14 protein-coding genes are annotated in these 19,176 nt (G+C 38.0%); 8 read left to right on the top strand and 6 right to left on the bottom strand.

The window, feature by feature from the left end; translation table 11 throughout:
- Positions 1 to 7: 7 nt before the first annotated feature.
- Positions 8 to 295 (top strand): hypothetical protein, encoded by a 288-nt coding sequence (locus V6R21_RS14735; protein WP_334244391.1) that lies wholly within the window; start codon positions 8 to 10, stop codon positions 293 to 295.
- Positions 296 to 904: 609 nt separating this feature from the next.
- Positions 905 to 1,525 carry a DUF3244 domain-containing protein gene (locus V6R21_RS14730; protein ID WP_334244390.1) on the top strand — a complete coding sequence of 207 codons (621 nt, stop codon included), beginning with the start codon at positions 905 to 907 and terminating at the stop codon, positions 1,523 to 1,525.
- 98 nt (positions 1,526 to 1,623) lie between these two features.
- On the opposite strand, the gene thiL is transcribed toward V6R21_RS14730, so the two are convergent.
- The 4 genes from thiL to V6R21_RS14710 form a co-directional block, all read right to left on the bottom strand.
- Positions 1,624 to 2,661: a thiamine-phosphate kinase gene (gene thiL / locus V6R21_RS14725; RefSeq protein WP_334244389.1), complete on the bottom strand. Its 1,038-nt coding sequence runs from the start codon at positions 2,659 to 2,661 to the stop codon at positions 1,624 to 1,626.
- 82 nt (positions 2,662 to 2,743) lie between these two features.
- On the bottom strand, positions 2,744 to 3,187 hold the full coding sequence (locus V6R21_RS14720; RefSeq protein ID WP_334244388.1) for a hypothetical protein: 444 nt from the start codon (positions 3,185 to 3,187) through the stop codon (positions 2,744 to 2,746).
- A gap of 236 nt (positions 3,188 to 3,423) precedes the next feature.
- A complete protein-coding gene (locus V6R21_RS14715) occupies positions 3,424 to 4,863 on the bottom strand; it encodes an LptF/LptG family permease (RefSeq protein ID WP_334244387.1) in 1,440 nt (479 codons plus the stop codon).
- Between the two features lie 299 nt (positions 4,864 to 5,162).
- Complete coding sequence (locus V6R21_RS14710; RefSeq protein ID WP_334244386.1) at positions 5,163 to 6,581, bottom strand: LptF/LptG family permease; 1,419 nt, start codon at positions 6,579 to 6,581, stop codon at positions 5,163 to 5,165.
- Between the two features lie 308 nt (positions 6,582 to 6,889).
- Here V6R21_RS14710 and typA point away from each other — a divergent pair, with 308 nt between their 5' ends.
- Complete coding sequence (gene typA / locus V6R21_RS14705; protein ID WP_334244385.1) at positions 6,890 to 8,692, top strand: translational GTPase TypA; 1,803 nt, start codon at positions 6,890 to 6,892, stop codon at positions 8,690 to 8,692.
- 99 nt (positions 8,693 to 8,791) lie between these two features.
- Positions 8,792 to 9,580 (top strand): peptidoglycan editing factor PgeF, encoded by a 789-nt coding sequence (gene pgeF, locus V6R21_RS14700; protein ID WP_334244384.1) that lies wholly within the window; start codon positions 8,792 to 8,794, stop codon positions 9,578 to 9,580.
- 75 nt (positions 9,581 to 9,655) lie between these two features.
- On the opposite strand, the gene V6R21_RS14695 is transcribed toward pgeF, so the two are convergent.
- Both V6R21_RS14695 and V6R21_RS14690 read right to left on the bottom strand, forming a co-directional pair.
- Positions 9,656 to 11,815 (bottom strand): prolyl oligopeptidase family serine peptidase, encoded by a 2,160-nt coding sequence (locus tag V6R21_RS14695; RefSeq protein ID WP_334244383.1) that lies wholly within the window; start codon positions 11,813 to 11,815, stop codon positions 9,656 to 9,658.
- Between the two features lie 124 nt (positions 11,816 to 11,939).
- Positions 11,940 to 12,494, bottom strand: coding sequence for a hypothetical protein (locus V6R21_RS14690; protein ID WP_334244382.1), 555 nt, complete (start codon positions 12,492 to 12,494; stop codon positions 11,940 to 11,942).
- A gap of 333 nt (positions 12,495 to 12,827) precedes the next feature.
- Between V6R21_RS14690 and V6R21_RS14685 the strand changes: the two genes are divergently transcribed.
- The 4 genes from V6R21_RS14685 (at position 12,828) to V6R21_RS14670 (ending at position 19,169) form a co-directional block, all read left to right on the top strand.
- Positions 12,828 to 14,363: a glycoside hydrolase family 10 protein gene (locus V6R21_RS14685; protein ID WP_334244381.1), complete on the top strand. Its 1,536-nt coding sequence runs from the start codon at positions 12,828 to 12,830 to the stop codon at positions 14,361 to 14,363.
- Positions 14,364 to 14,552: 189 nt separating this feature from the next.
- Positions 14,553 to 15,938: an ATP-binding protein gene (locus V6R21_RS14680; protein WP_334244380.1), complete on the top strand. Its 1,386-nt coding sequence runs from the start codon at positions 14,553 to 14,555 to the stop codon at positions 15,936 to 15,938.
- Between the two features lie 159 nt (positions 15,939 to 16,097).
- Positions 16,098 to 17,414 carry a lipopolysaccharide biosynthesis protein gene (locus V6R21_RS14675; RefSeq protein ID WP_334244379.1) on the top strand — a complete coding sequence of 439 codons (1,317 nt, stop codon included), beginning with the start codon at positions 16,098 to 16,100 and terminating at the stop codon, positions 17,412 to 17,414.
- A 360-nt stretch (positions 17,415 to 17,774) separates the two neighbouring features.
- Complete coding sequence (locus V6R21_RS14670) at positions 17,775 to 19,169, top strand: type III PLP-dependent enzyme domain-containing protein (RefSeq protein ID WP_334244378.1); 1,395 nt, start codon at positions 17,775 to 17,777, stop codon at positions 19,167 to 19,169.
- Positions 19,170 to 19,176: the final 7 nt, after the last annotated feature.

Here is a 19,176-nt window from a genome sequence, read left to right as displayed (position 1 = left end):
ACCTGACATGAATGCTTTACTCCTCTCCAACCTGATTGTCACAGCTTTTTTAACTGGTTTGATCTGGTATGTTCAAATCAGTCACTATCCAGGCTTTGAAAATGTGACAGAAAACTTTACTACTTACCACCATTTCCATACCTCTTCAACTAGAAAAGTAGTGGCACTTCCAATGCTTATAGAATTGGTCATCAGTTTTGTCATGCTCTTCTATAAGGATGAAAGCTTCCCCACAAGCCTCAAATGGTTGGCTTTTTCATTGGTCTGCATAATATGGGTACTCACTGCTTGCTGATTTATTCCTGCTCATAGCCGTCTTTCTGTTGGATATGACAAAGCACTAATCACACAACTAGTTCGGATAAACTGGTGGAGAACTGCTTTATGGTCATTTAAACTTTTGCTCCTTGCTACAATAGTCTGGAAAAAACTAAAGATATAAGTCATTTATAATCAATGACAATCCTCCTACTTCAAGTCATTTTCAATTGATTTCTCACCAAATACTCCTCAAGGGTCTTTAACATATGTTAAAAAGGAAAAATATATTTTCAGGTCAATATTAATAGCGTCCATAACACACTATACAAACCTTCTATCAAGTAGTAAGTCCTATGGAAAAGAATTGTTTACAAGTGTCACCTATCGCAAAATTAAATTTCTTAAGTGAAATTAGTACACATAATTTTATTCTGTGTTTTTAATTTTTACACAACATAAAAGCAATATTGAAATATTTGCACAGAATAAAATTACTCTTTTGATTTGTATCAACATCAAACCAAGAAATTGATATTTCATTTTACTCAATCAATTATTCTAGAGAACCGGAGCCGGCTTTTTAATGTGTGTACCAAGTGTGTGTTTTACCGGCTCACCATTCAAAACCTTAAACTATTGTGCTATGAACAGAATGATTAAAACCATGGCTATGCTGATACTGGCAGTATCGGCAATGCTTTCAGCAAATGCTGCTGAATTCAGACCTTTGGGAGGAATCGTATATAGTTTCACCGTTACCTCAGACAGCAAAGAAGCAAAGTTGATCCTAAAAGATATGAAAGGCGAATCTGCCGACTTTATGTTGTTGAACAAGAATGACGAAGTGGTGATGTTCAGAAAGTTCGAAGGTGTTTTAGAGACTTCTTCAAAACTTGACTTCTCAACTTTGGCAGCTGGTCAATACCTGATGGTATTACAGTTTGAAGACAACCGAGTAGAAAGAGCCTTAGAAATTACACCAAACGGAACGTTGGTTGTAATGGATTACCGAATGACAAGTAAGGACATGCCTTTCCATTTCAAGTACTCAGATCAGGAGCTTGATATCTTTTTCAATAAGTCCGCAGAAAAAGTCCTGAATATTCTGATCAAAGACGAGTTTGGTAGAACGATGTATCAAAGTAAGTTTGTTCAAGGATTTAAACCTATCAAGAGATTTGACTTAAGCAACCTTAAAAAAGGCATCTATTACTTACATATCACAGGTCAGAATACTGATATTACAGAAACAATTTCGCTGTAAGACTTTACGGTCTTATGGTTCTCAGTGTGTATAAAACCAGAAAACCTCCCAATATTGGGAGGCTTTTCTTTTTTATCTTATGATGTACAAACTTCAGACTAGAAGTGTACCCATCCTTGTGCTTCAATTGCAATAACCTGTCCGCCTTTGGATACCATCTTGGCTCCGCTTTCCTTATCAGCAATGTAACCGATAAATGAAACGTTCGGGTTATTTTTCAACTTTTCGAAATCATCTTGCTTGATTGTGAAAAGCAACTCATAGTCTTCCCCTCCATTCATCATGATCGTTGCTGAAGGAATCTTAAAGTCCGAGGCTGCTTTCAAAGTCTCCTCATCAATTGGAAGCTTTTCTTCGTAAACCACCGCTCCTACTTCGGAGTTGGTACAAAGGTGCATAATCTCAGAAGCCAATCCATCTGAAATATCAATCATGGATGTTGGTCTAACCCCAGACTCCTTAAACTCATGAACCATGTCAGTACGAGCTTCCGGTTTTAGTTGTCTACCGATTACATAATCAAAGCCAGTTAATTCAGGTTGCGCTTCAGGGTTGGAAAGGAAAACCTGCTTTTCACGCTCCAATAGCTGAAGTCCCATATAGGCACCACCCAAGTCACCCGTTACACAAAGCAAGTCACCCGGCTGTGCGCCATTGCGGTAAACTACATCTTCTTTCTTGGCTCTTCCGATTGCAGTAACGGAAATCACCAAACCAGCTCTAGAACTTGTCGTATCTCCGCCTACCAAATCCACTTTGTAAGCTTCACAAGCGGCATATATTCCTGCATAAAGCTCATCGATAGCCTCTTTTGAGAAACGGTTGCTCAACCCGATGCTTACCGTAATCTGCTGAGGGATCGCATTCATTGCTGCCACATCAGATACGTTAACTGCAACGGCCTTGAATCCCAAATGCTTCAACGGAGTATAGGTCAAGTCAAAATGCACGCCTTCAAGAAGCAAGTCTGTTGAAACGACCGTTTCTTCTTCTGACTCTGAAAGCACTGCTGCATCATCCCCAATCCCATAACGAGTAGAAGGATTATATAATGTCACTTGTTGTTTCAGGTGGTTGATCAACCCAAATTCCCCAAGATCTTTCAGCTCTGTTCTATTCTGTCTATTCTCTGCCATCAATTTTATTTTTCGTCTTCAACAAAACATGAAATGTTGAAATTGGGATGCAATTTACAAAAAATATTCACCAACACGAGTCTCAAATCTGAAGCTCTTCTCTCAGATAGTTCAAAGCTTCCTCCTCTTCTGGCGATATTCCATCAGATGCATCTGCAAATGCTTCCAGAATATCCTCAATATCATCCTTGAGCCAATCATGTTCGTCCAAGTAATCTCTCAAAACCTGAATGAAATGGTCTTTCCAGTCATTGATGGACATGGCCAAAAACTGCAATTCCCTAAAATATGTATTCTTCAAAAACTCTAGTTCCTTCGGTTTCTTGGCATCCTTGTGGCGCTCAGCCATAAATTTTGCAAGGTACCGCACATACACCCACTCCTCATCATCTATGATTCCATCACATGAAGCTACTACCAGACAAGGAAAATAAAGAAGAAGGGATTCAAAATACTGCTCGTCCAGATTGCTACCGCTCTCTTGGATATACAGTTCATAAAGGCTTTTAGTATTTAGCTTTTCCATTGTTAAAGATTATATAGTCTTTTGGGTATGTGGTAAAATGTATGATAATTTTTCTTAGGATAATAATGTATCACCCGCAAATAAACAACCATACAACGAAAGTGTTCAGGCTGTATTTGCACACGGCTTAGCTCATTTACTCAAATTTGCATTTTTTTGTTATTTCTAATAAAAAAATAAGGGTATCTCCTTGTAAAAAGAGACACCCTTCTATTTATAATAATAATGCAGTTGATCTAGTTTTCATCACTCTTCTTGAAGAGTTTTTTGAAGAATACTGCATAATAGTCAGCATCAAACAACCTAACATCGTTCTTGGCTTGGATCAGGAATAACACCCCTATTACAAAGAGCAACAGATTTGAAATCCAAGAGCCTACAACTGGAGTCAGCACCAATTCTTTAGCCATTTTTTCACCTGTAATGGTTGTAATGTAATAAACCACAAAGAATATAACCGATATAATTACAGGAACACCCAAGCCACCTTTCTTGATAATAGCACCTAATGGAGCTCCAATCAAGAACATGACCAAAATTGCCACTGCAGAGGTGACTTTCTTATTGATATCTACCTCATATTTAGCCAGCTGACGTTGCTGGTTCATCATACGGGTTACATTTGAATTAATGACATTTGAGAAACTCACAGCGCTATTATAAGCGCTTGACACTATACGCATATTGGTTGTTGGCTTTTCGGGATTGAACCTGCCACCTACCAATTCCACATCAGCTGAATCTTTTTTCTGCTCATCATAATTACCTGTTCTTAGGCTATTCTGATAATAGAACTGAGATTCAAAGTTTTTCACCAGCATCTCATTATAATTGCCAAATGCTTTTGTTACAGAGTCTTTTTCTGTAAGCATTTGAGTGCGGGTTTTCATCAAGTTATGTCCTTTGAAAAGGTCTTCCTTGGTTTCTCCCAACCCATATGACTCCATGCTGAAGAAGAACTGCGCCGTATCAAACATATTGGTAACATACTGTATGTCTGACTGCTTTTTCTTATCCTCCTGCTCACTGTAAGCACGACCTTCGAAAAGTCTCATCAGTAGGTATGTCTCATCCATCACAGTCTCCATGGTACCTGATTTAGCCAAAATCACTTCCTTGTTACCACGGACATTATTATGCTTATAGATGATTACCCCTTCAATGGATTTACCATCTTCCAGTTTCTTGTCAACCTTGATACTGTAACCATCCAGACCATTATAGAACGCTCCTTCGGTTAGTTCCAAAGTTGGCTTTTTCTGTTTGGCATCATACAGAAGACTGTAACCTTTCAGGTTGGACCAAGGAACTACTGTATCATTGTAGACCAAAGCTGCAAGCATCACAAATACTGTCACAATCGCTACAGGTCTCAACACACGCAACATATTGATACCTGATGCCTTGATGGCTGTGATTTCTGAATGCTGCCCCAGATTACCGAAAGTCATCAGTGAAGCCAGCAAGACTGCCAATGGCAACGAAACCGGCACCAGTGACAATGCGAAATAGAAAAACAATTCACCATATACATCCAGTCCCAATCCTTTTCCCACCAAGTATTTGAACTTGCTGATCATGAACTGTGAATGGAAAATGAAAAGCACTATAAAAAATGTCAGGATAAAAGGCCCTGAAAAAGCCTTCAGTAAAAGTTTGTCTAGCTTCTTGAACATTGGTTTTATATTCTTATTTCTATGGCTTCGGTTTTGTTCGTCTCAAATTACAACATGAAACTGCGGCGTAATTTACAAATTCTCATCATAATTTCATGCCTTATCACACCCCTCATTTTACTATAGTCTGAGGTAGAGTGACATGTATTTTTGACTTTTAGGTCTGTTTCAGGTTATTAAACAGTTTTTGAGTATTTCAACCACCTAATGCCATACTAAGTTAAACAATCATTTTTGGGCTATATACAGATACGCCCCTAGGTTTAGGGGCTGTATCATGATTTTCAATATTATTATTTTCAGTTCTTCTTACTGAATAAACGCTTAAAATAGACTGCGTATACATCACCATCTAAAAGTCTGACATCATTTTTAGCTTGTACGAGTAGTATCAAACCTATTAAGAACAAGACCACATTTGATATCCAGGAACCTATATCAGGAGAGAGCACCAACTCTTTCGCCATTTTTTCACCTGAAATAGTTGCGATGTAGTAAATGATAAAGAATACCACAGATATAATAACGGGTACCCCTAAGCCACCTTTCTTAATAATAGCTCCCAGCGGTGCACCAATCAGGAACATCACCAAGATTGCTACAGCAGAGGTGACTTTTTTATTCATGTCGACATCCAGTCTTGCCAACTGCTTTCTTCTCCAGTTCAACCCTTTCAATTGATTGTCTAGGGTTTTGGCATAATTAGAGGCAGCATCATAGGCTGTCGAAGCAATCAATATCTTTTCCTCTTCTGTTGTACCTTGATTTAAATTTTCTAGTCCAACAGCAGCTCCATTTTTATTCTTTTGTTTACTTATCTCATCCTGATAAGTAAAATGAGATTCAAAGCCTGACAAAATCTTGCTTTCACTTGCGCCAACCAACTCAATTAGAGAATCCTTATCGACTAGCAGCTCCTCACGGGTTTTCATCGCATTGCTTTTGCTAAAATTTTCATCTTTAGAGTTGCCCATGCCATATGCCGCCAAGTCAAAGAAGAACTGTGCTGTATCAAATTTATTGGTTACAAACTGAATGTCAGACTCCTTGCTTTCATCATTCTGTTCACTGTAAGCATGCCCATCAAAAAGACGCATTAGCAAAAAGTTATCGTTCATCACGGACTCCATCGTACCCGATTTCGCCAAAATAACCTCCTTATTGCCGTCTTCCTCATTGTGCTTGTAGATGATTACATCTTCCAAAGACATACCATCCTCCAACTTTTTCTCAACTTTTATACTATATCCTTTTAAGCCGTCATAAAAGGCTCCTTCTGTCAATTCCATTGCAGGAGACTTCTGTTTTGCCTCAAAGAGAATACTATATCCTTTCAGGTTGGACCAAGGCACTACGGTATCATTATAGACAAGTGCACAAAGCATAACCAATACAGCCACCAATGTCACAGGTCTCAAAACGCGTAACATATTGATACCTGAAGCTTTGATGGCAGAAAGTTCCGAATGCTGCCCAAGATTACCGAAGGTCATCAATGAAGCAAGCAACACTGCCAAAGGCAAGGATACAGGCACTAAAGAAAGTGCAAAATAAAAAAACAGCTCACCATACACCTCAAGTCCTAGTCCTTTACCTACCAAATACTTGAGTTTGCTGATCATAAACTGAGATTGGAATATGAAAAGCACTATAAAGAATGTGAGCAGAAATGGCCCTGCAAAAGCCTTCAGCAGAAGTTTATCCAGCTTCTTAATCATATGATAATGAAATATTTATCCACACAGTAGTTCCCCAAAAAACATGAAAGAACTCCCCAAAAAAAGGCTGAAATATGAAATTTCAGACAGCTATATAGTTACAAAAGTAACAAAGCAGACTGCTTTACAAATCATCGTCAAGAGTTTTAGTATTTCTTAACGGAGTTTAAAACCTTCTTTAATTCATAGAATATTATTGCCCGAATTGCACTCCCTCAAAAAAGAAAATATTACCTTTGCGCCAACTCATGGGAAATGAGAAGGCAGGCAAGTTTATCCTGCCTGCATATTTTTAAATAAAACATCGCATGACTAGTATTCGTAATGTCGCAATTATTGCGCACGTTGACCACGGTAAGACTACATTGGTTGACAAAATCTTGCATGAAGCAAAACTGTTCCGAGACAATCAGGAAACAGGCGAACTGATACTGGATAATAATGACCTAGAAAGAGAAAGAGGCATTACTATCCTGTCAAAAAACGTTTCCGTTACATACAAGGATGTCAAAATCAACATTATCGATACCCCTGGTCACGCCGACTTCGGTGGTGAAGTGGAACGAGTGTTGAAGATGGCAGACGGGGTAATCTTGCTGGTAGACGCATTTGAAGGCCCTATGCCTCAAACACGTTTCGTACTTAGCAAAGCCCTTCAGCTAGGTCTTAAGCCTATCGTAGTAATCAACAAGGTTGATAAGCCAAACTGTCGTCCTGATGAAACTCATGATGCAGTATTTGACTTGATGTTCAACCTTGACGCTACTGAAGAGCAATTGGAGTTCACTACAGTTTACGGTTCATCTAAGCAAGGCTGGATGGGTCCTGAGTGGGAGAACCCAACTGACAATATTCAGCACCTATTGGATGTCATGGTTGACGAGGTTCCTGAAGCGCCAGCTCCAGAAGGAACTCCTCAGCTTCAGATCACATCTCTTGACTTTTCTAACTATGTTGGTCGTATCGCCATTGGTAGACTGGTAAGAGGTAAACTGACTGAAAACATGCCTTTGGGTATTGCCAAGAGAGATGGCAGCATCAAACGTGTTAAGATCAAAGAACTTCATGTATTTGAAGGTCTTGGCAAAAGAAGAGTAGAAGAAGTTGTAGCAGGTGATATCTGTGCTATTACAGGTATTGAAGACTTCGAGATTGGTGACACAATCACTGACTTCGAAAATCCTGATCCACTTCCTCGTATTGCGATCGATGAGCCTACTATGAACATGCTCTTCACGATCAACAACTCTCCATTCTTCGGTAAAGAAGGTAAATTCGTTACTTCTCGTCACCTGAGAGACCGTCTTTTCAAAGAGACTGAGAAAAACCTTGCACTGAAAGTAGAGACTGGTGACACTGAAGACAAATTCCTAGTGTACGGTCGTGGTATTCTTCACTTGGCTGTATTGATTGAAACAATGCGTCGTGAAGGTTACGAACTGCAAGTAGGTCAGCCACAAGTTATCTTCAAGGAAATTGATGGTGTGAAATGTGAGCCTATTGAGACATTGGTAATCGATGTTCCTGAAAATCTTTCAGGTAAAGCAATCGAATTGGCAACTCAGCGTAAAGGTGAACTTCTGATCATGGAGCCTAAAGGCGACATGCAGCACCTTGAGTTTGAGATTCCTTCAAGAGGTCTGATCGGACTAAGAAACAACGTTTTGACTGCGACACAAGGTGAAGCAATCATGACGCACCGTTTCAAGGAGTATGCGCCATTCAGAGGTCCTATCTCAGGCCGTATCAATGGTTCTATCATCTCTGTAGAGAACGGACCTTGTACAGCATATGCTCTTGACAAACTGCAAGACAGAGGTACATTCTTTGTTGAGCCAGGTGATGACCTGTATGGTGGTATGGTAATCGGAGAGCACTCTCGTCCGAATGACCTGACTGTAAACGTTCAGAAAGGTAAAAAACTGACCAACATGCGTTCAGCTGGTGCTGATGACAGTGCAAAACTTGCACCTCCTCGCAGATTCTCTCTTGAAGAGTGTATGGAATACATCCAGAAAGATGAGTACGTTGAAGTAACACCTGAGTCTATCCGTATGCGTAAGATTTACCTCGACGAAAACGAGCGTAAGCGCATGGAGAAAAAAGACTAACCAACAGGTTAATGCTATATTAAAATTGGTCAAGAGACAAGTGATTCGCTTTTCTCTTGACCTTTTTTATTTTTACCCAAACAAACAAGCCCGACAATTATGCATATCAAGACTTTTCATAACGAATTGCCCCTATACCAATTTGACAACCTTTCCGCTATTGAAGGAATACAGCACTTTGTTTCTTCACGTAAAGGAGGAGTAAGTAAAGAGCATTTGGACAGCCTAAACCTGGGCACCAGTAAAATGGTCAATGATAACCTGGATTATGTCATGGAAAACAGGCGAAGAATAGCAGATGCTATAAATATTGCGCCAACATCTCTCCTCTTCCCTGCACAAACACACAGTGACCACATAAAAGTGGTAGAAGCAACTGATACACCCATTGACGATACAGATGCACTAATCACCAACAAAAAAGGTATTTGCATCGCAGTCCAATCAGCTGACTGTGTCCCTATCCTACTTTATGACCCCATCAAAAAGGCGGCAGCAGCCATTCACTCAGGCTGGAGGGGAACTGTCCAAAGAATTGCTGAGAAAACTGTCCAAAAGATGTCTATGGAATTTGGAACAAGACCAGAAGATTTAATCGCAGGCATAGGGCCTTCTATTTGTCAAGAAATCTATGAGGTTGGACCTGAAGTTGTCGAAGAAGTAGAGCAAAAACTTGGAGAGTTTCAAAGCCTTATCGCTAACAGAAAGGACGGAGGGAAAGCACATTTGGACTTATGGGAAGCAAACAGACAAATGCTTATCAATGTCGGAATAAAGCCTAAAAATATTGAGGTTTCTGGAATTTGCAGCTATACAAAACATGATGAATTTTTCTCTGCCAGAAGAGGAAAAACAGGTCGTTTTGGTGCTGGCATTTTATTAATCTGACATTATACAAAAGTAGCTAACCTTTAAGTGTAAAAGATTAGCTACTTTTTTAAATACTTGTTCTTTATCTAACATCTAATAAAAATCAATAGATAACTGATCAAACAAGAAGCTGTATTTATATAAAGTATAATTTACCCAATCTTCAGTGGTTAATGCTCCTCCATGTCCAGAGCCAGGAGTTATATAGATATGATATAAAGCTTCAGGGCTTCCTTTTTCTTGCATAGTTGCTAAGAATTTAAAGGAGTGTAATGGAGGCACCCTATCATCTGAATCCCCAGTAATTAAAAGCAGGTTCGGGTAAGTCACTCCTGGTTTTAGATTGTGCAAAGGAGAATAGGATTTTAAGTTTATGAAATCATCATAATTAGAAACTTGTCCAAACTCATTGAGATTAGTATTTACAGATAAAACTGTAAACCTTTCTTTCCTTAGCATATCATACAAACCGGCTTCAGCAATTGCTGCTTTAAACAACTCTGGTCTTTGAGTAATAGCAGCCCCTACCAACATACCACCATGAGACTCCCCATTTATAGCTAACTTTTGAGGAGATGTATATTTCTCTTGAATCAAGAATTCAGCCGCTTCAATAAAATCGTCAATTGCATTCTGCTTTTTGATTCCTCGACCTTCAAGTGCCCAATCACTTCCATTTGCACCTCCTCCTCTAATATTTGGAACTGCTAAAACACCTCCATGTAATAGCCATAAACCGATTGACTCTTCAAAAAATGGTTCAACAGTAATTCCATACCCTCCATAACCATACATCAAGACAGGATTCTTACTATTAAGCTTAATATCTTTTCGTGAAGTGATATACATCGGCACTTCTATACCATCTTTTGATTTATACTTCACATATCTAGTTTCTAAAGAATTTGGATCGTATGGTACAGAAACAGACTCAATAGGTTTGAAATTTAGATCATCTAATGAAATCTGATACCATAATGGTGGATGATAAAAAGATTCCAGACAGAAATTTGTCACCTCCACATCATCTTCGTATTCATAAAAATACTCTAACTTTTTCCCTTTAGGAAAATCAATCTTTTTCAGTAACTCTCCTTTAGTGCTAAAAATTAAAGTAAAATAACTTCCTTCTTTTTTATACAGGCAGGCAAATTTGCCTTTACCCAATTTATTTACCTCAAACAGGTTAACATCATACTCTGGAACAATTTCAGAAATTTGGTTGGGTAGATTAAAGTTAGCTAACAAAACTCTTTCATTTGGAGCACTCCAATTTGACCTTATATAAACCGAATCACCTTGAATTAGCTCAATATTCATCTGAATATTATCCCCATTCGGGTATACTAAAAAATTATTCAGTAAGAATGCCTCAGGGTCTGTATTGGCGACAGAAAGAGCATTGTATATAGTACCCTTTACTTTCAGAAAATGATGTAGAATTAACTTATCTTCATGTATTGAAAAATAGAATGGATTAGTCCCTGACCTATCTGGATTACGGAACAAAACCTTGTCTTCGCTTTGTGGCTGACCTAGCGAATGGTAACACAACTTCTGTCCTCTGGCTTTCTTTAAAGCATTCTTTTCTTCTTCAGAATTATCATAACTATCATAGAACAACCCTCTCTTATTCCACTCCAACCCACTACTTCCCCTTATATTCTTAAGAGTATCAGGTAACTGTTGTCCAGTTCTTAAATCAAAAAAATATCCTGTAACCCAATCACTTCCATTTCTAGAAATTGTAATGAGAGCAAGGTCTTCTTCCTCATTTACAATGCTTGATTTGATGAATAAATTATCATGTTTACTTTGCCTAAAATCCTTGATGCGTACTAAGTATTGATAATTAGATTCTCCTTCTCTTCTATAAAGTAGGTCAGGTGTCTTTTCAGTTGATGTAAACTTATCTTTAAAATAATATTTACTCTTTAGCTTATAGTTTTGCTCAGCATATTCATCAGTTTCAGTTCTTCTAGTATCAAAATACATAGAAGCTAACTGTGCTCTTAAGTCCCAAACATGCGTCTGTCTATTTACCTCTCTTTTCGTTATTTGCTTTTGATTTTCAACCCATTCAGTCAGCCTTGGGTCATTAGAGTTTTCCATCCATTGATAAGGGTCCCTAACTAGCACACCATGGTACTCATCTGTAACTGAATCTTTTGCTGCTATAGGATATTTATAAGCTTTTTGGGCAAACAATGAATAACTTAAAAGAAATAAGGTGAAAAATAATGTGCTTTTCATTTTAAAAAATTAATTACTTCACAAGTGTAGATGTTTCAAAAAGGGCACTAATATAGTTAAAAAATGAACTTGTATTAAAAAACAAAAAGCGTCAGCAAATTATTTTCACTGACGCTTTTTTCACTTAATCTCCAATCATTATATATTCCGCTTCGACTTCTGTAAAGTAGGGATTAAATAATGTATCCCTCGTAATCACAGATACTTTATAAAAGACTGTATCACTGAAAAACACACTCCTTACATCGCCATTATTTCGTGTATTAAACTCAAGTGTACGGCTGATTGGAACAGGAAGCGAGTCCAGATGACCTACTAGTACATCCCGCTCTCCATTACTGATATATACATCCATTGAGTCAATTGCGAAAAAAGTACAATCAGATGGAGTGAGCATCGTCATGGTTAGCGTATTTATATTCACTTGATTTATTCTATTGGAATCGACGTAATTGATTGCCAATAAAGAATCTCTATCAAGTGTTACTGAATCCCCATCGACTTCTGTCTTGACTTTTACATTGATCGTATTCGGGATAACTACCCTGCCTATCAACTCACCTTCCCTGATTTTCAGCTCATCCAAATATGGGCTTAAACAACTGGACAGGATACTTAGGTAAAGAATTGAAACACCAACAATGAATTTCAGAAAAAATTCCTTTTTCAAAAGGTTCATAAAGAGTGATTTATTGACAATAGTTTTTTTCGGTTCACATTGTGCATTTATGTCAGGTGAAGCCTTTTAAGACTCACATAAATATGGTGAAATAATTTGAAACTGAAATCTCCTATTTTCTGACTATAAAAACTACATTAATCTTTCTCAGGCATTGCAATTAAGGCTTATTTAGCCAATATTTGTCGCCCTTGCAAAGGTACTAAAACCAAATTATTTAAAACTATCGCCAACATTTTTTTCAACGAAATGCGTCTTTCTATCATCAGCTCAGCTTTTTGTATAGCCATAATCTTTATTGGGGCTTTTGGGGCATTCTCACAAAATAAACCAATGTCTCCCAAAAGAGAATTTCGTGGTGTCTGGATTGCTACTGTCAACAATATTGACTGGCCATCAAAGCAAGGTCTTACTTCGGATGAGCAAAAGGAAGAACTGGTTGATCTTATAGATTTTCATAAAAGCAATGGGATTAACGCTATTATCGTTCAGGTTAGAGCTGCTGGCGATGCCCTATACCCAAGCAATATAGCACCTTGGTCTGCTTCACTTTCAGGCAAGCAAGGAGATGCTCCTGAGCCATTTTATGACCCCTTAAAGTTTATGATTGATGAGGCTCATAAAAGAGGCATGGAGTTCCATGCATGGCTAAACCCCTTCAGAGTAGTATCCAACATTCAGAGGGCTGACTTATCTGCCAACCATATCAGTAAACTTCATCCTGAATGGGTGCTTACTTATGGGCATATGAAAATCCTCAACCCAGGCATACCTGAAGTCAGGGAACATTTGACAGAGGTTATTAGAGAAATCATTCAAAATTATAAAGTCGATGCTATCCACTTTGATGATTACTTTTATCCATACCCTGACTTTGGTGCTACGCTAAAAGATAAAAACACTTATTACAGATACCGAAATGACGCAGCCAATATACATGACTGGCGCAGAGAAAATATCAATCAGTTTATTGAAGGCATTCACAAGTTGATCATCAACGAAAAGCCTATGATCAAGTTTGGTGTCAGTCCATTTGGTGTTTGGCGCAATGAAAGAGAAAGTGTCTACGGATCTCCAACACGTTCTGGCTATACTTGTTATGACCATTTGTATGCTGATGTAAGGTTTTGGCTGCAGCAAGGTTGGATAGATTATGTAGCTCCTCAAGTTTACCAAAGCACTGAGCACAAAAATATTCCTTATGAAAAACTGGTGGACTGGTGGAGCCATAATACATTCGGAAAACACCTTTATATAGGACACGCCGCATACAGGGTTGGTGAGAGTCTTGAAAACGGTTGGAGAAACAAGGAAGAACTACCCAAACAGGTAAGACATAACAGGGCTGTAAGCACCAATGGAAGTGTTATGTATAGTTCAAAAGCATTGAAATATAACAAGGAACATTTAACGGACTCACTGAGAAACAATCTGTACTTTCACCCTGCCTTGCTGCCTACTATGCCTTGGATTGATAATGTACCACCAAACGCTCCTGCCAAAGTGAAGGTGGAGAAGAAATCTGAAGGTGTATTGTTAAGTTGGGAAAAACCGGATAAGGCACAAGATGGCGATTCACCCAATCAATATATTATTTATAGCACCACGAATAGTAAAAACCCTGACATCAATAACCCAGCTGATATCATAGCTATTTTATCTGCTGACCAAACTACATTTGTAGACAAGGAAGCCAAAGACATTCATAGTTTTAAATACTTGGTGACTAGCATTGACAAGTTTCATAACGAGAGCAACGCCATTCAACCGAAGGAGGCTCCCAAGAAAAGTATCTACACCAATTTGTTACCTTTTAAGAAGGAAACCATCCAGTTTTTTTCAGGTTTAATTATCAATAGTTTTCAATAATTGGCGTTTTCTTACTTCCGAAACAGGTAACTCACCCCTCTTTATACATCCATTTATTTGGCCTAGAATTAATATCTTTCATCTTTATAATAAAGATATTAGTGCTAGGCTTTAGCACATTTCTTAGTTAACTTCAAGATAGAATAACCCAAACTTGCTTCACTACTATAATCTACAATGTCTTACAGTATGAAAAATGCAAAAGAAACTGTAACCTCAATAGAGCAAGGGAAAATGACATTATCGGAGGCCAAAAAAATTATTCAAACTCAAGAACTACAGATACAGCGTTTACAAGAAGAAATCAGTTCCATGAGCAGTACCATGGAAGACCAAATCAAAAAAAGGACTGCTGTTCTTGAGAAAGCCTACCGCAAAATGCAACAACTCAATGCTGATTTGGAGGAAGCAAGATATAAATCTGAAATGGCCATGCTTTCTAGGACAAGGTTTCTCTCCACCATGTCCCATGAAATCAGAACCCCGATGAATGCTGTTACAGGCATGATCTATTGGCTACTCAAACAGGACCCAAGATCTGACCAAATTGAGAAGCTAAACCTACTCAATTTTGCTTCACAAAACCTACTTTCTTTAATCAATGATATTTTAGACTATAACAAGATTGACGCAGGAAAGCTTGAACTGGAAGAAGTGCCATTCAATTTGATGAAACTCGCATATACTTTGCGACAAACTTGGCAATCAGAAGCAGAAGAAAAAGAAATTACCCTCAAGTTCAACGTCACTAGAAATGCTGATACCCTTTTTATGGGAGACCCTACCAGGCTATCCCAAATATTGAATAACCTGATTAACAATGCTATTAAGTTTACGGACAAAGGCTCAGTAACTGTCAATATCTCTAACATTGATGAGTCTGATAAAAAGCAAGAATTTCATTTTGAAATAGAAGACACAGGCATAGGAATACCCGTAGCTCAGCAAATCAATATTTTTGAACATTTCACACAAGCTGACTCAAGCACTACCCGCAAGTATGGTGGTTCAGGCCTAGGATTAGCAATTTGTCAGAAACTGTTACACCTTTTCAATTCCAAAATATATGTCATCAGCAATCAGCACAAAGGTTCAACTTTTTACTTTAACATTACCTTCAATAAAGTTGAAAGCCCTGTCTACAAAACTGATATTTTACCTCCCGGTAAGGAACTTGAAAACTTGGATGGTGTTAAAGTTTTGGTAGTTGAAGACAATGCGATGAATCAGCGAGTAATGAAGGAATTCCTGAATAACTGGAACTGTGAGACTGATTTTGCAAAAAATGGTGCAGAAAGTATCAAGATGGTTTCAGAAAAAGAATATGACATTATTTTAATGGACTTGGCTATGCCTGTAATGGATGGTAGAGAAGCTTCCTTAAAGATCAGGGTCTTGGGTGAGGAAAAGTATGCCTCTCTCCCGATTATTGCCATTTCAGCCTCTCCATCTTCTGAGAATGAACTCCACACCTTTAAACTAACTGACTTTATCTCAAAACCATTTATACCAGAAGACCTTCACGCTATGATCAAAAAACACGTTTCCCAAAAAAACACTAATACAAATAGTTAACGCTATCCGATGAATAAAAGCAACTCATTACTATTAACCCAATTATGTCTGCTTAGCTAAAATCCCTTTCAAACAAAAGACAAATTAGCTCACAATGTCTTTTCAACTTTCTTTCAACAACTGTCCTTTTTGACTTTTCACTCTGTCAATTTTACATTGATGCCTACTTTCAAAAAAATTATCTGGAGTATTGTCAACAATATCGTTGACATTCTTATTGGTATGGGGATTCTGGTTGTAGTTACAAGATATTACAACCCAGAGATTGCCGGAAAATGGATTCTGTTTATCACCATTTTTTATATGATCACCAAGATCAGGGAAACCATGATGCAAACTGCAATGAACAAACTTGCAGCGGGCCGTACCATCACGCAACAGATGGCTGTACTCAAAGCCACACTTCTATTTACCGTTCTATTTGAGGCACTTGCATCCATTATCCTGTTTGTATTGGGAATACTAAATACCTTTCCTTCCCTCACCGAGTTTTTTCTCTACTACCCTATTTGTGCTGTCATTTGGGCAGTTTATAGGTGGCAAATTTTTGCACATTTAATGAGTCATCAGGTTGAGAACATTTTTAAGTCTAATATTGGCGTAATGATCATTCTTATACTGGGACTCAGTTATATCGCCTATTATACTTTACCTGTAGAAAATATTTTGATTGTAATGGGCATCGCAGGAACGATTGGCGCAATTAACGGCATCAGACTTATTGGTTTCAAGTCTTTGTTTTATGCACAAATGAGTAGAGAAGTATTTAAGGGGATTGTCTATTATGGCTCACACGGTATGATGAGAGGTAGCATCAATACCATTTCCAACCGGATCAACATCTTTTTTACTGCATCCCTATTGACTTTTGTTGATACTGCTATGATTGGTTTGGCATACAGGTACTCGCAGCTTATCCTGTTACCCAATGGGGCAATTCAATCATTGGTACTGCCCAAGTTTTGTGAAGCCGCCAATATGAATGACAAGCAGACTGTAAAGACCTTATTTGAGGAAAGTGTCTCCCTGCTTCTTAGCCTATTTTTACTGCTGATGGTTATCGCCTCTCTTACTGCCCACTGGCTTATTCCTCTAATTCATGGGGAAGAATATGGATCAGGCGTTCCTATAATTCTAATCATCATGCTTTTGACTGCCTTGTTTATGCCATTTGGCAATGCATTTGGCAGTGTTATCAATGCTTTGGAAAAACCACAGGTCAATACTTACCTTCTCCTAATGACAAGTTCTCTTAACATTAGTATCTCCTTCTTTGCCATGAAGGAATGGGGACTCTGGGGTGCTGTGATAGGCACAACTATTTCAGAAACAGCAGGATTTACTGTACTCATTTTGATATTGAAAAAAGAAATAGATATAAGTCTGAAGCAATGTTTTTACCTTATCCCAACCCATTATTTAGCCTTTTTAATAAAAGCAAAAGCCCTCGCAAAGAAGGTGAGAAAACAACTATAACCACCTTTTAACCCATTTGACTTTTAAATACAGAAACAAATACTGAAAGCAGTTGATATTTTAACAAATGCCTCTTAGTTTATAACTGTGAAAAACCTCTTGAATATTATTTCCAATAATTAACATAATATTTGTTCCAAAAAATCTTCAAACTAACTGATTTATATCTATAATTGCGGCTTGTATCTAATCGTGACTAAGCGGCATATTCATAACTTAGCGTGTTGAGGATTGATTATTAATGCTTAGTGTTGGGAAAACGAGGTAGGTACCCCTTCACCACTATTCATAAAGGCTATTTATGGATAATGGATTAAGGGTTTTTGTTTTAATTTATTGGAGTTATTCCTAATCTGTGAAATGAAAAAATACTCTGATCTGATTACACAGACTTTTGACTTCCCTACAAAAGAGTTCAAGGTCGAAAACGGTCAACTTTCTTTCAATGAAGTACCATTGATGGAGCTTATCGAAAAGTACGGTACTCCACTTAAAATTTCTTATCTGCCAAAGATTAGGCAACAGATTCAAAAAGCATATTCTGTTTTTAACCAAGCAATTGAAAAACTAGATTACGAGGGTAAATACATCTATGCTTATTGTACCAAGTCCAACCACTTCAAGTTCGTTATGGAAACGGTACTTGGTGAAGGTTGTAAGCTTGAAACCTCATCCGCATACGATATTAATATCATTAGAAGGCTGTATGAGTCAGGGTTAATTTCAAAAGATATTCTGATTGTATGTAATGGTTTTAAGCCAGATAACTACAAGAAAGCCATTGTTGATTTAATCAATGACGGATTTCATAACTGTATCCCTGTTCTAGATAATATCGAAGAAATCGACTATTACCTTGAAAATGCAGAACAAAAAATTAATGTCGGAATCAGAGTAGCTGCTGACGAGGAACCTGACTTTGAAGTTTATACTTCAAGACTTGGAATCCGTTATAGCCGTGTTCTTAAGCTTTATGAAGAAAAAATTAAGAATAGTGATAAGGTTGACCTGAAATTGATTCACTATTTCATCAACTCAGGCATCAAAGACACTCAGTACTACTGGAACGAATTGAATAAGTTTATCACCAAATACACTGAGCTTCGTTCGATTTGCGATACTATTGACTCTGTAGATATTGGTGGTGGTTTCCCAATCAAGTACTCCCTTACTTATGAGTATGACCATGCCTATATGGCTGAGGCAATTGTGGAAATTATTCAAAGTATCTGTAAGCAGGCTGGTGTATCTTGTCCTCATATCGTTTCAGAGTTTGGAAGTTACACTGTAGGCGAGAGCGGTGCTACGATCTATTCCATTCTGGAAAAGAAGCAACAAAACGACAAGGAGCTTTGGTACATCATTGACGGCTCATTGATAACGCATATCCCTGACACTTGGGGTAAAAACCACAAATTTGTGATGCTTGCAGTCAATAACTGGGACAATGACTACACACAGGTTCATATCGGTGGTATCACATGTGACTCTGATGACTATTACAACTCAGAAACACACAGTGCCAATATTTACCTGCCTGACTTCGATAAGATGAAGGAGGAAAAACAATATATTGGTTTCTTCCATACAGGAGCATACCAAGAGGCTTTGGCTGGATATGGAGGTACTTCACACTGCCTTATCCCTGATCCTAAACATGTCATCGTTGATCATGACGGCATGGGTGGTTTCACATACAAAGTCTATAGGGAACAGCAAAAACCTGAACAAATGCTTGAGATTCTAGGTTACTGACTCTCAA

Origin of the sequence: Limibacter armeniacum, from assembly GCF_036880985.1 — a bacterium.
Taxonomy (GTDB): domain Bacteria; phylum Bacteroidota; class Bacteroidia; order Cytophagales; family Flammeovirgaceae; genus Limibacter; species Limibacter armeniacum.
The sequence above is the reverse complement of the archived record's forward strand: the minus strand, read 5'-3'. Positions and strand labels throughout refer to the sequence as shown.

Bases quoted from the DNA above. Each gene is read 5' to 3' on its own strand.
- typA (WP_334244385.1), top strand. From the start codon at position 6,890: ATGACTAGTATTCGTAATGTCGCAATTATTGCGCACGTTGACCACGGT.
- V6R21_RS14680 (WP_334244380.1), top strand. From the start codon at position 14,553: ATGAAAAATGCAAAAGAAACTGTAACCTCAATAGAGCAAGGGAAAATG.
- V6R21_RS14710 (WP_334244386.1), bottom strand. From the start codon at position 6,581: ATGATTAAGAAGCTGGATAAACTTCTGCTGAAGGCTTTTGCAGGGCCA.
- V6R21_RS14670 (WP_334244378.1), top strand. From the start codon at position 17,775: ATGAAAAAATACTCTGATCTGATTACACAGACTTTTGACTTCCCTACA.
- V6R21_RS14715 (WP_334244387.1), bottom strand. From the start codon at position 4,863: ATGTTCAAGAAGCTAGACAAACTTTTACTGAAGGCTTTTTCAGGGCCT.
- V6R21_RS14720 (WP_334244388.1), bottom strand. From the start codon at position 3,187: ATGGAAAAGCTAAATACTAAAAGCCTTTATGAACTGTATATCCAAGAG.
- thiL (WP_334244389.1), bottom strand. From the start codon at position 2,661: ATGGCAGAGAATAGACAGAATAGAACAGAGCTGAAAGATCTTGGGGAA.
- V6R21_RS14695 (WP_334244383.1), bottom strand. From the start codon at position 11,815: ATGAAAAGCACATTATTTTTCACCTTATTTCTTTTAAGTTATTCATTG.
- V6R21_RS14685 (WP_334244381.1), top strand. From the start codon at position 12,828: ATGTCTCCCAAAAGAGAATTTCGTGGTGTCTGGATTGCTACTGTCAAC.
- V6R21_RS14735 (WP_334244391.1), top strand. From the start codon at position 8: ATGAATGCTTTACTCCTCTCCAACCTGATTGTCACAGCTTTTTTAACT.
- V6R21_RS14730 (WP_334244390.1), top strand. From the start codon at position 905: ATGAACAGAATGATTAAAACCATGGCTATGCTGATACTGGCAGTATCG.
- pgeF (WP_334244384.1), top strand. From the start codon at position 8,792: ATGCATATCAAGACTTTTCATAACGAATTGCCCCTATACCAATTTGAC.
- V6R21_RS14675 (WP_334244379.1), top strand. From the start codon at position 16,098: ATGCCTACTTTCAAAAAAATTATCTGGAGTATTGTCAACAATATCGTT.
- V6R21_RS14690 (WP_334244382.1), bottom strand. From the start codon at position 12,494: ATGAACCTTTTGAAAAAGGAATTTTTTCTGAAATTCATTGTTGGTGTT.